Origin of the sequence: Mycolicibacterium sphagni (assembly GCF_002250655.1) — a bacterium.
In the GTDB taxonomy this organism is placed as follows: Bacteria; Actinomycetota; Actinomycetes; order Mycobacteriales; family Mycobacteriaceae; genus Mycobacterium; species Mycobacterium sphagni.
The window spans coordinates 83659-96423 of record NZ_NOZR01000016.1; the positions used below are offsets into that span (position 1 = coordinate 83659).

Genomic DNA, 12765 nt, shown 5'->3' on the forward strand with positions numbered 1-12765 from the left:
ATTGACCCCTCCTGCTGCCGTCGCGCCTTATACCGGGTTGAACTCGGAGATCAGCCAGTGACCGTCGTTCTTGGTCAGCTTGACCACGACGCTGCTGGTGGCCAGCGCCGGATCGGGCCGATCCTTACTCGTCGTCACCTGATTGACGAACACCAGGACCGTCGCGTTGTCGGGATGCATCTCCGAGAGCGCCGCGCGGGCGACGGTCGCCTCGGTCTTGACGCCCTTCTGCTTGGCCGCTGGTGCCACGATCTGGTCGGTGAATTGGCTGTAGTACTTGAGGAATTCACCAGTGAGATGGGCCTTGGCATTGGCCAGGTCCTTGTCGAGGGTCTCCGGTGCGTACGACAGGAGTGCCACGGTGCCGTCGCGTGCGGCGTTGACCGCCTGCTGCTGGGCGGCGGCGTCGGTCTGCTGATCGGGGCGGTAGATCCACCAGTAGACACCGCCGGCAGCACCGGCCGATGCCACCAGCAGCACCACGAGAAGGATTGCCGCCCAGTGCCGGCCGGACCAACTCACGGCCCGCCGGCCCACGCCGGGGGCGCCGTCGGCCGCCACCGGCTCGGCAGCGGATTCTTCGCTGTCGCCGGTCTCGTCGGTCGTCGTCGTGTCGTCTTCCGTGGCGTCGGACTCAGTCGCAGTGGTCTCGGTGATTTCAGCTTCGGTCACGTCTTCTTCTTTGTCTTTGTCACTGCTCATGGCACGAACTCCACATTCGACATCTTGTACTGGTCTCCGTCGCGCGCCACGGTGACGCTCATCCGCCAGGCGCGTGGATCCTTTTGTGCCCCATTGGCATTGGTCACGGTTGAGGATGCCGCCAGCAACACCACGCCCGTGTCCCCATTCTCGCTCTCCAGCGCGGCCGACTTGATCGAGCCCACGGTCACAGCTTTGGACTGCTGCGCGGTCTTCACGAAATCGTCTGCGCCCTTGGTGAAATCGTCCTTGAAGGAACCCGTGGACAGGTCGATTACGTGCTGCACGTCGGCCTTGGCACGGTTGAAGTCGATCGACAGCAGCGCCGTCACGCCGGCGCTCGCGGCCTTGATGAGTTCAGCCTGGTGCGCCTTCTTCGCGGTGACTTTCTCGTGCTGAACGAGCATCAGGCCCGTCACCACCAGCGATCCGACGGCCAGGACCACGACCGCGACCACCGCGACGATCAGCCGACCTATCCGCGACCACCACCCGCGCGGGTCGGGCTCGACGTCGTCAATGTCCTCGCCGTCGGCGAGGTCGTCGTCGGCGAGCTCGTCGACCTCGGCCGAACCGCGCAGACGTGCCGCGGTGGCCTTGGCACGTGCGGCCTCCGCCTCGGCTTCGGCCTCGGCCGCCTCCGCTTCCGCGAGCTCGGCCAGCACCTCCGAGACAGTCTCTTCGTTCACATCAGCCGCCATGGCACCCACGTACGTCATCGGTGCTCGGCAGGCGGCGCGCTACAACGTCTGAGCGTCGCATGTCGAACTCCTCTCTGGTCCAAACATCCCGCCAGCGTACGGGCGACCGCTGAGCAGTCGGCCCGGGCCGCCGCTCATTGTGGACGACGCACCGGCGGCGCCGGGTGCACTTCGCCCCGACGCGCACGCCGGAGGCGCAATCTGTGGTGAGAATGAGATTATCATCAGGCGATAACTCGCTCGGTCGCACCGGCGCCTTTCTCGCCCAGATTACGGCTTCATAGTGCGGAAATGATATTTCCGACAATTCAATGCAGCTGGTCCTTCATCACCTTGCCCGTCGCGTTCAGCGGCAGCGCGCTGAGGAATTCGACGATCCGCGGCACCTTGAATCCGGCCATCCGGTCCTTGCTCCAGCCGATCAGATCGTCGGCCGAGACCTCACGATTGCCCTTGAGCACCACGAACGCCTTGCCCACCTGGCCGAGCCGTTCGTCGGGCACGCCGATCACCGCCGCCTGCGCGACGGCGGGGTGCTCCATCAGGAAGCCCTCGATCTCGGCCGGGTAAGCATTGAAGCCCCCGACGATGAACATGTCCTTCTTGCGGCCGACGATCTTCAGACGCCCAGACTCGGTGAAGCTGCCCAGGTCGCCGGTGTGCAGCCAGCCGTCGGCATCGATCGCCTCGGCAGTAGCCGCCGGATCGTCGAAGTACCCCTGCATCACGCTGTAGCCGCGCACCAGCACTTCATCGTCGTCGGCGAGGCGCACCTCGACCCCGTCGCACGGCAAGCCGGCCGTGGTCGCGACGTCCTCGAAGCAATCCCCGGGCCGCGACAGCGTGGCGGTGCCCGCCTCGGTGAGGCCGTAGCCGGTGGCCAGCGTCTGGAACGGAAGCTCCTCGTGCACCCGCCGGATGAGTTCGACCGGAATATCGGTGGCACCGGTCACCCCGGCGCGTAACGTGGCCAGCTTGCTCTTGTCCGGCACGGCCAGCAGCGAGTGATACAGCGTCGGCGGCCCCGGCAGCATGGTGATCTTCTCGGAGGCGATCAGCTCGACCACCCGATCGACATCGAACATCGGCACGGGCAGCATCGTTGCGCCGCGGATGAATGACGCGATGCAGCCCGCCTTGTAGCCGAAGGTATGGAAGAACGGGTTGACGATCAGGTAGCGGTCGCCGCGGCGCAGGTCCGCCAGGTCGCACCATTCGGCGTACATCCGCAGGTTCTGCCGGTGATTCATCATCACGCCCTTGGGCCGGCCGGTGGTTCCCGAGGTGTAGATGATGTCGGCGATATCGGTTCCGCTGACAGCTCGCTGGAACGGGCTGCCCGACTCGAGGAAACCAGACTTCAGATCGATCGCGGGCACGCCTGGCGGAGTGGCGAAATCCTGCCCCAGGAAACCCTTCTCGATCAGCACAGCCTTGGCCCCGCTGCGGGTGATGATGTCGGCGGCCTCGGCCTCTTTGTAGCGCGTGCTGACCGGGACCACGATCGCGCCCGCCGTCAGAGCGCCGAACGCCGCGATCATCCAGTGCGCGGAGTTGGGCGCCCAGATGGCGATGCGGTCGCCCTTCTCGACGCCCAGCTGCGCGAATGCGCCTGCCGCGCAGCGCACGCGGTGGTCGACCTCGGTGAAGGTCAGACGCAGCGGACCGTCGACGACTGCCTCAGCGTCGCCGAACCGGTCCGCCGCGCTGGCGACCATCTCGGGGATGGTCTCCCAATTATTTGAACGTGCCGTCACACCGTGACGAGGCGAGACAGGTTGCCGCCCATGATCTTTGCCTGATCATCGACAGACAGATGTTCCAGCGCCGTCACGTAGTGGGTCGGCTCGGCCAGACCCTCCGGGTGCGGCCAGTCCGAGCCGTAGAGCACCTGATCCACACCGATCAGGTTGACCAACTGGTCGATGCCCTCTTCGTAGAACGGGCTCACGTAGATGCGGTTCTTGATCTCTTCGATCGGGTTGCCCAGGAAGGCTTCCGGTGCCTTCTTCCAGACCTCGGCCATGGAGTCCAGCAGCGGGAACATCCACTTCGAGCCGGCCTCGACGATGCCGACCTTCAGCTTGGGGTGCCGGAACAGCGCACCGTGAATCACCCAGGACGCCACCGCATCCTGAATGGGGCGCCACTCGTTGAGGATGCCCATCGCATTGGTCTGGAACGGCAGCATCTCCGTCACAGAGCCGTCCCACTCCGAGGTGTAGCGCGAGTAGCCGCTGTCGGAGGAGTGCATGCCGACGAAGACGTCGTGGTGCACGACACGCTCCCAGAACGGGTCGAACTCCGGCAGCGCAAACGATCGCGGACCGCGGAAGCCGGGCACCGGCGCGGGACGGATCAGGATCGCGCGGGCACCGCGCTTGACGCACCACTCGAGCTCCTCGATCGCCTTCTCGACGATCGGCAGCGTGATCACCGGGGTGGTGAAGATGCGGTTCTGGTAATTGAAGCCCCACACCTCGTCGAGCCACTGGTTGAGCGCGTGGATGACCACGTGGATGGCGACCGGATCGTCGGCGAGGCGCTCCTCGATGAGGCTGGCCAGCGTCGGGAACATCAGCGATCGGTCGATGCCCAGCTCGTTCATCATCTCGAGGCGCGGACCCGGCTCGAAGAAGGCCGGAATCGCGCGCATCGGCTCGCCGAACAGCTCACGCTTGCTCTTGCCGTCGGGATTGCCGAACTTGAAGTATTCCTCCCATGCGCCGGGCTTGGCGACGACCGAGAACGTCGGGTTCGGGATGTAGTTGCTGATCTGGCCCCGCAGCGCAATCTTGGTGCGGCCATTGATCTCGACGTACTGGACGAGGTCCTTGTACTCCTTGGGGAGGTACTTGGTCATCGCCTCTGGCGGCTCATACAGGTGATTGTCCGCGTCGAAAAGCGGAAACGGAATATCCACCCGGTGCGACAGCTGGCCCATGGCTTCCTCCTGATCTAGTCGTGAGAACGATATTCTCATCATGGACTAACCGCAATACCCAGCGCCGATGACCCCCTCGGTTTCCAGCGCCGCGATGTCGTCGGGTGACAAGCCGAGTTCGGTCAGTATCTGGTGGTTGTGCTGGCCGAGCAGGGGCGCCGGCGAGGTGTGAACCGGGTTCGGTCCGCGGGAAAGCCGAAACGGCATGGTCGTGAACCGGGCTGGCGCGTTGACGGGGTGGTCCAGAACCTCGAAGAAGCCGCGCGCAGTGAGCTGTTCGAGTTCGGGCTGCCGGTGCGGTTGCATCACCTTGGCCACCGGGACGCCGGCCGGCCACAGGGCGGCGACGACGTCGTCGCCGCTGCGTTCCCGGCACCAGACGCTCAGCTGCTCGTCGACGAAGTCCGCACGGGCCCGCCGCCCGCGTGCCGTGGCCAACTGGGGACGGGCAGCCCAGCCCGGACTTCCGAGCGCGGCGCGCAGTGCGTGCCATTGCTCGTCAGTGGCGACGGCGATCGCGACCCAGGAGTCGTCGCGACCGAACTCGTCGATCTCTGCAGTGCGGTAGAGATTCTGCGGCGACGCGGTCGGGCCTCTGTTGCCGTCACGCTGTAATACCGCCCCGTAAGCGCTGTATTCGATGACCTGCTCGGCCGCGATGTTGAGCGCCGCGTCCACCATCGCCGCTTCGATGAGCGCACCCTCACCCGTCCGCCTGCGGTGCTCCAGGGCCAGCAGCACCGCGTTGAGCGCGTGCAGCCCGGCGTTCGGATCGCCAAGAGAGTACGGCTCGTACGGATTTCGGTCCCGGTACCCGGTGAGCCAGCTGATGCCGGCAGCAGCCTCGATCACGTAGGCGAAGGCCGGGTTGTCCCGCCACGGCCCGTCCAACCCGAAGCCCGGCATTCGCACCATCACCGCGTCCGGCTTGATCCTCTGCACTGCCGCGTAATCCAGACCGAGATGGTCGAGCACCCGCGGGGTGTAGTTCTCGGCGACGACGTCGGCGGTGGCGATCAAGCGGTGAAGAAGTTCGCGGCCCCGCTCGGTGCCGAGGTCAAGGGTGATGTCCTTCTTGCTGGTGTTCAGTGCGGCGAAGATCGGCTGCTTTTCCCACCACTGGTCTTCGCTCACCGGCACGCCCGAGATCATCCGTGTGCCGTCGGGTCGGCGGGCGGATTCGACGTGGATCACCTCGGCGCCGAGCAGGGCCATCAGGTGGGTGCACGACGGGCCGGCCCAGAACGTCGTGAGGTCGACCACTCGAATTCCGCTCAGCGGCAACCGATCCGCTGCATCGCCGGCGCGTCGCGGATGGCGCGGCGACGTCCGGTACTGCTCAGTGTGCTCACCTAGCCGTGGCGCCGACGACGGGCAACGCAGCTCGACGCCGCTGATCCGGTAGGGCGCCGCCGGCTGACGAAAGCCCGCCGGGTGGTCGACGAACGAGCCTCGGGCACTGAAGTGTTCCAGCGACTCGACGGTGTCCGGGGTGGCTACCGGAGCGTTGGGAATCCGGAACGCCGTCGCGAGGTCGCGCACCTCGTCACCCGTGCGCTCAGCCATCCAGGCGTACAGCTCGCCGGACTTCTCGTTAGCCCGCTCGGTGATCGTCAGGGGTGTGTCCTCGTCGATCCAGTCCTCGTGACCGGTCATCGCGCACAGGTCGAACCACTGCTGTGCGGTGCCGCATCCGACGTCGACAAGTCCGTCCTTGACCTTCGCGATGCCGGGCACGGTCAGTTTGCGGGCGTCGCGCCACGGCCGGCCCAGCATCTCGAAATACGTGACGGGGTGATAGGTCAGGCCCATGACGTGGCATTCCAGCATCGACAGGTCGATGAGTTCGCCGCCGCCACCGGCGAGCACGCGCACTCGGGAGGCCAGGATTGCCACACTGGCGTAGGAACCCGACAGGTAGTCGCCGACCTGGCCGCCCACGTACACCGGCGCGCGGTCCGGGGCACCACGGCCCAGCCCGACGATCCCACCGGACCAGGCCTGTAACGTGAATTCCGTTGCGGGGAGGGAACTCCAGGGCCCGTCCAGGCCGAACGGTGTGATCGCGGCGACGATCAGGTGCGGATGCGCGGCGTGCAGCGCGGTGGGCGCCAGCACCGGGTCGTCGGACAACTGCGAGCCCGGTGACCACACCACCGCGTCGGCGCTGGCCAACAGGTCGTGCACCAACCGCAGGTCGTCGGGGACGGCGGGGTCGGCCACCACGCTGTTCTTGCCGCCGGCCAGAAAGCTGAACAGCGCCCCGTCCTCCCCCGCGCCGATAGACGCTCCCGAGGCGGACCACCGTCGAAGCGGGTCTCCTTCGGGGGCTTCGACTTTGATCACTTCGGCCCCGCCGTCGGACAACAGCTTGGTGCAGTAACCGCCGGCGATGCCCGTCGACAGGTCGACCACGACAAAACCGGTCAGCGGTGAGTCAGCCATGGCGCTACTTCTTCTTCTTCTTGGATTTGGTCTTGGGGTCTTTGGTCTTGGCGTCCTTCCGCCCGGACTTCGACAGCCGCCACTCCGGCGGGAATTTGCTGTCGTTGTCCTTCACCGCGCCGGACAGGCCCTCGCCGAGAGCCTCGTGCATGTCGAACTCGTCCTCGTCGTGGGCGGCGGCACCACCCAGCGACTCAAAGGTGCTGCCGAGCAGGCTGCCCAGGTACTCGCCCTGGAACTGCTTGAACACCTCGAAGAACATCTTCTGCTGAAAGACGGTGTCGGTGGGCCGGTTTCGGGCACACGCGAGCGCGTACCGGCCGACCTCGTCCTCCAACTCGTCGCGCGACACCACGCTGTTGAGGAAGTTGCACTCGTACATCTCGGCAGCGGTGAACGGCCGGCCGGTGTAGACCATCTCCTGGAACTTGCGAATCCCCATCATCTGGGTCCACCACCACATGCGGGGGCCCCAGCCGTAATAGCGGAACGACGGATGGCCGTACAGCGCGTCGTCGGAGGAGATCACCAGGTCGGCGTCGGCAGCCTGGTAGAAGTGCCAGCCGTAGCAGTATCCCTTGACCTCGAGGATCGAGATCTTCTTGAAGTCCTGCAGCGTGCGGATTCCCGACTGCGGGCTGGCGTACCAGGCCCCGACAGTGGCGCCACGCCGAAATGATCCCTTGGGCGGGTATTTCACGTCGCCGGGCGCCATCCGGAACTCCGAGAGCCGGCGCGACTGGTCCTCGTCGTTCTGCACTTCCATGAATTCGGGAAGGTCGGCACCGCTGCCGAGATTCTCGCCCGCACCACGGATCACCAGAACCTTGACCTGGTCATCCACGCCGGCCTGATACAGCAGATCCGAATACCGCAGGCGCGCTGCGATAGTCGGTGCGTTGAGGTACTCCGGCCGGTTGAAGGTGATCGTGGCGATCTTGGTCTTCGGGTTCTTCTCGTAGAGGATGATCTCTTCGGCCGAGGGGCGATCCGTCTTAGCCATTATTCGGGCTAGACGTCAACACCTCGCAGCCGTCGGCGGTGATCAGCACAGAGTCGCGCCGGAACACCGCCCCGACACCGGCCTCGAACACGTAGCCGGTCACGGCCAGCACCATGCCGGGCTCCAGCTGTTCGCCGGCCGCGGTGGCCGCCAGTTGCGGAGACACCACCGGCGAGTCGAATCCGACCCCGAGACCGTGTGCCACCGGCACCACCGGAAGTGCTTCGCCGACAGCCTCATACGCCGCAAGTAGGCCGGAGTTGGACGCGCCGGGCCGACATGCGCCGATCAGCGCTTCGTGCAGCCGATCGGAGCGTGCGTAGAGCGCGCTGGCGCCTGCGACGTCACCGACCGGCCAGGTGCGACCGACTTCGCCGATGTAGCCACGGTCCAGCACAGCCGACGAGAAGGCCACCAGATCTCCGTCGTGGACGCGTTCGTCGCCGCGAACCCGCCGCCACGGGTGATCCTTGGCGGTCACCCAGACGGCGTCCTGATGGGCCGGCGAGCTCACGCCACCGGCACTCATCGCCTCGAGCAGCACCGCGGTCAGGTCCTGCAGCGACGCACCGGACTTCAGGGTCGCCACGGCAGCTGTCAGGCCGACCTCGGCGACCCGGACCGACTCGCGCAGCGCATCGATCTCCTCGTCCGTCTTGATCCGGCGGGCCGCCCCCATCGCCGCCTCGCCGTCGACCAGTTCGGCGTTGGGGAACGCCATCGGCAGCAATTGGGCGAATCCCGGTGAGAGAGCGTCGGAACCGACTCGACGTGCGGTGGCCGCGCCGGGGATCTTCTTGAGATTCTCGATGGTGTTCACCGGGTTCCACGCTATTCCGTAGAGGTTCTCGTGCGGAATGTCCTCGGGAACGCCCTCGTCCCAGGTGCTCAGCAAGTGCACGGCCCCGTTGCGCAGCAGCACGCACGACGGCGCGAAGGGTCGCGTGCCTGCCACCCAGAGTTGTTGGGCACCACTGACATAACGGATATTGGATTGCCGTCCGAGGACTAATATGTCCAGATCGTGGGCTTCCATCTGGGCCAGTGCGCGCTCCCGCCGCCCGGTGCGGAGAGCGCGCTCGTCGCCCAGGACCTCAGTCGCCATAGGGCGAGTACGGGTAGTCGGTCAACTTGATCCAGCCTTCCTCGGTGATGACCACGATTTCTTCGCTGCGGTAGCCGCCCGTGCCGTCTTCCCAGATCACCGGCTCCAGTACCAGCACCATGCCCGCTTGCAGCACGTAGTTCTCGTCGAACTCGTCACCCAGATCGGTTCCGATCATCGGCATCTCGGCAGCGTTGACCCCGATGCCGTGGCCCAGGTAGAAGTGCGGCAGCCACGGCTTCTTGCCGTCATTGGCTGCGATTGCGGCCCGGCCCAGATCGGCGGCGGTCGCCCCGGCGCGGGTCACCTCCTGGACGGCGCTCACGATGTCGCGCCACCGTCGGAAGTTGGCCTGCTGACGTGTATCCGGTTCGGTGCCCACGGTCCAGGTGCGGCCGAAGTCCGAGCAGTACCCACCGTAGGTGATCGACACGTCGGTCCATAGCACGTCACCGGCACGCAGCTCGCGCTCGGTGGACAGCAGCGGCAGGGCCAGGTCGCCATGCGTAGTCCACACGCCGTCGGCTTTCGTGTTGGGCATGACCTGCCAGATGGGCTCGAGCATGCTGGCCACGGCACCCAGTTCGAACGAGCGCCGCATGAATTCGGCCGACAGGTCGATCTGGCGGATACCCGGCGCCAGTGCTGCCTGGACGTCGACCATCGCGGTGTCGGTGATCCGGACCGCCTTGTGGATGCAGGCGATCTCGTCGACGGTCTTGACAGCCTTGGCCGCGCCGACGACCACCGCAGCATCACTGGGGGTGCCGTCGGGGAACAGGCTGCCCTGAGCCCTGCGCATCGCTCCGGTGAGTTCGTCGACGGCGATCGTGCTGCCGCGCGGGACGAGATCACCCACGACAGCGGCGAAATGCTCGACACCTTCGTCGAATTCGAGATACACCGGCCCGTGCAGATGGTCGGCCGGCAGCTCGGTCTCCTCGGCGGCACCTTCCCGGAACGGCAGGAACAGGTGCGGCGCGGGATCGTCGGCGAGCACCAGCGCGACAGGGCGCTCGACATGGGAGAGGCCGGCGTCACCGAGCGGCCAGCTGGTGCCGGTCGCATACGTGACGGCGTTGTTGCCCAACAGAATCAGCGCGTCGATGCCGCGTTCGGTCATGGCTGCCCGCAGCCGCGCACCGGTTTCGGCACGCAGGCGAGAGCGGTTGGGCTCGGGCGGGATATCAGCCAGCGTCCGCAAAGGCCGAGTCAGCGATGTCGTCACCGGACACCCAGGAAGTTCTTGATGTTGGCGCTGCAGATCTTCGCCGCAGCCTCCGGGCCCACCGCCTCGACCACCGTGGCCAGCGACTTCTCCGAGTAACCGAAGGTTGATTCGTTGTGCGGATAGTCCGAGGACCACATCACGTTGTCGACACCGATCTTGTCGATGAGCTCCAGGCCCAGCGGGTCCACCATGAACGAGGCGCACATGTGGTTGTCCCAGTAGTAGCGCGGATCGTGGGACAGCTCGTGGTTGAACATGTGCCGATAAGACGCCAGCAGATGCTGCGCATCCTGTAATGCTGTTGGCACCCAGGCGATTCCACCCTCAAACCAGCCGACGCGCAGTTTCGGGTGCCGGTCGAGGATTCCGGAGAAGACGTACTTGGCGAACTGTTCGCGGAAAGAGTCGACATTGACCATCATCCCGACGACGACGCTGTTGTTCTCGCACGGCGTCTTCGGCGGGGTCTCACCGATGTGGTGGGTGACGGGCACGCCGGAGTCTTCGATCTCATCCCAGACCGCATCCATCGACGCGGCGCCATAGTCGTAGATATTGCCGTCGTCATCCTTACCCGGGTTGAGCGGAAGCAGGAAGGTCTTGAGCCCGAGGGCCTTCAGCTCCTGGAGATTCTGGCGGGTTCCCTTCGGGTCCCACCAGTTGATCAGGCCAACACCGTAGAAGTGGCCGCCTGACCGCTCCTGCAGTTCGGCCATCACCTCGTTGTAGATGCGGAACACCCGCTCCCGCAACGACTTGTCCGGGTAGTGGAACAGCGCCAGCACGGCATTGGGGAATGCCAGTTCCTTGTCGATGCCGTCCTCGGCCAGCTCGCGGACGCGCGCCTGCATATCGTTGGTCGACGCGCCCGCCAGATCGTCGTACTGCATGAGCACGCGACCGAAGTCACCGCCCGTCCACGACTTGCCCTTCATACCGACCATGTACGCGCCGTCCTCGTACCAGATCCGCGGCGCCTGTCCTTTGAGGTCTTCGGGGAACTTCTCGTAGAAGATGTCCTGGGCTACCGAGATGTGGTTGTCGGCAGAAAAGACCTCGGTGCCGGCGGGCAACCCGAAGTCACCCGTGGCGTGGCCCTGACGGTTCTTGGGTGCCCCGAACCCTTCCGGTGGGTAGAGCGTGGCAGTCAATGTAGACATCGTGGACACTCCAATCGATTTAAGCTGAAAGCTGTTGTCACCAGGTCACGGGAAGCTCGTAGACGCCGTAGGCGAGGCGGTCGTGCTGGAGCGGCACCTCGTCGAACGGGATCGCCAACTTCATGGCGGGCATCCGGCGCAGGACCGTGGGAAACACGATCTGCATTTCGGCGCGGGCCAACTGCTGTCCGACGCACTGGTGCCGGCCGTAGCCGAATCCCAACTGCTGGCTGGCATCACGAGTCAGGTCGAGCTTGCCGGGATCGGCGTAGGTGGCCGGATCCCAGTTGGCCGGGGCCAGATCGAGGATGACTCCCTCGCCGGCCTTGATGGTTTCACCACCGATCTCAATGTCCTCGAGCGCTACTCGGCGCTGGCCGGTCTGAATGATCGAAAGGAAGCGCATCAACTCTTCGACCGCGTTGGCGATGAATTGCGGGTCGTCGGAATCACGCAGCAGCGCAGCCTGTTCAGGGTTCTCCAGGAGTGCCAGCAAGCCGATGCCGATCATGTTGGCGGTGGTTTCGTGACCGGCGATCAGCAGGCCGGTACCCAGCTGCGCGGCCTCTTTGACGCTGATCTCACCGGCAGTGACCCGTTCGGCGAGGTCGGACACGGCGTCCTCGGCCGGCTCCTTCTGCTTCTTCTCCACCAAGTTGATCAGGTATTGGTGCAGGCTCATCGCGCCCTTCTGCATGGCGTCGGCGGCCGCGTTGCGTGCCATGCCTGCGTTGGCGTGCTCCTGGAAGAACTCGTGATCCTCGTAGGGCACGCCGAGCATGTCGCTGATCACCCGCGTCGGCACCGGCAAGGCGAGCTTCTTGATCATGTCGACGGGTGCAGGCCCGGCCAAGATTTCATCGATGCACTCGTCGGTGACGTCCTGTATCACCGCACGCAGCGTCTCCACCCGGCGGAAGGTGAACGGCTTGGACAGCATGCGCCGGAACCGGGTGTGCTCCTCGGCGTCCGAGGTGAACACCGAGCGAGGCCGCTTGTTGACGGTGGCGAGCATGTGCGCGTTCCAGTGCGGGAAGCCGGAAATCCGGTCGTCGACGCTGATCCGTGGATCCGCGAACAGCGCGCGGGCCGCCTCATAGCCGGTGACCAGCCAAGGCGTACTCCCGTCCCAGATGCGCACCCGCGATAACGGCGCCGTCTCGTTCATCTCGAGCATCCGGGGCGGCGGCGCGAACGGGCACCCCGCCGCGCGTTCCATCGGATAGTCCGGGACGGCGGCGGCCTCGGTCGCCTCAGAAGTCAATGTGTCTGACATGCGTCACTCCTCGACGTAGATGGCCTGCGCGGGACAGGCCGCAGCGGCCCGGCGCGCATTGTCTGCCTGATCGGCTGGGGGGCTCGGAGCGAGAAGGACGACGACGCCATCCTCGTCACGCTGGTCGAATACGTCGGATGCATTGAGCACGCACTGGCCCGAGGAAACGCACTTGTCCTGGTCGACGGTGACCTTCAT

The 12765-nt window shown here is 65.6% G+C and carries 11 protein-coding genes; all 11 read right to left on the reverse strand.

Features of this window, described 5'->3' with window-relative positions; translation table 11 throughout:
* Positions 1-27: 27 nt before the first annotated feature.
* Entirely contained in the window at positions 28-702 is a 675-nt protein-coding gene (locus tag CG716_RS18550) for an Rv1363c family protein (protein WP_094482236.1), read from the reverse strand.
* On the reverse strand, positions 699-1367 hold the full coding sequence (locus tag CG716_RS18555) for an Rv1363c family protein (protein WP_234817908.1): 669 nt from the start codon (positions 1365-1367) through the stop codon (positions 699-701). Before CG716_RS18555 ends, CG716_RS18550 begins: the two co-directional genes overlap by 4 nt.
* A gap of 344 nt (positions 1368-1711) precedes the next feature.
* Entirely contained in the window at positions 1712-3160 is a 1449-nt protein-coding gene (locus tag CG716_RS18560; RefSeq protein WP_094482238.1) for a FadD3 family acyl-CoA ligase, read from the reverse strand.
* On the reverse strand, positions 3157-4347 hold the full coding sequence (locus tag CG716_RS18565) for an amidohydrolase family protein (protein ID WP_094482240.1): 1191 nt from the start codon (positions 4345-4347) through the stop codon (positions 3157-3159). Before CG716_RS18565 ends, CG716_RS18560 begins: the two co-directional genes overlap by 4 nt.
* 45 nt (positions 4348-4392) lie before the next feature.
* Entirely contained in the window at positions 4393-6792 is a 2400-nt protein-coding gene (locus CG716_RS18570) for a CaiB/BaiF CoA transferase family protein (protein WP_094482242.1), read from the reverse strand.
* Positions 6793-6796: 4 nt separating this feature from the next.
* Positions 6797-7795 (reverse strand): enoyl-CoA hydratase/isomerase family protein, encoded by a 999-nt coding sequence (locus tag CG716_RS18575; protein WP_094482244.1) that lies wholly within the window; start codon positions 7793-7795, stop codon positions 6797-6799.
* Positions 7788-8900, reverse strand: a complete 1113-nt coding sequence (locus CG716_RS18580) for a M24 family metallopeptidase (RefSeq protein ID WP_094482246.1) — start codon at positions 8898-8900, stop codon at positions 7788-7790. The genes CG716_RS18575 and CG716_RS18580 overlap by 8 nt, the downstream gene beginning before the upstream one ends.
* Positions 8890-10104: a M24 family metallopeptidase gene (locus tag CG716_RS18585; RefSeq protein ID WP_420093205.1), complete on the reverse strand. Its 1215-nt coding sequence runs from the start codon at positions 10102-10104 to the stop codon at positions 8890-8892. The genes CG716_RS18580 and CG716_RS18585 overlap by 11 nt, the downstream gene beginning before the upstream one ends.
* Before the next feature lie 20 nt (positions 10105-10124).
* Positions 10125-11291: an amidohydrolase family protein gene (locus tag CG716_RS18590; protein ID WP_094482248.1), complete on the reverse strand. Its 1167-nt coding sequence runs from the start codon at positions 11289-11291 to the stop codon at positions 10125-10127.
* A gap of 37 nt (positions 11292-11328) precedes the next feature.
* Complete coding sequence (locus CG716_RS18595; RefSeq protein ID WP_094482250.1) at positions 11329-12567, reverse strand: cytochrome P450; 1239 nt, start codon at positions 12565-12567, stop codon at positions 11329-11331.
* A 3-nt stretch (positions 12568-12570) separates the two neighbouring features.
* The gene (locus CG716_RS18600; RefSeq protein ID WP_094482252.1) at positions 12571-12765 is read right to left on the reverse strand and encodes a ferredoxin; all 195 of its coding nucleotides are present in this window, start codon (positions 12763-12765) and stop codon (positions 12571-12573) included.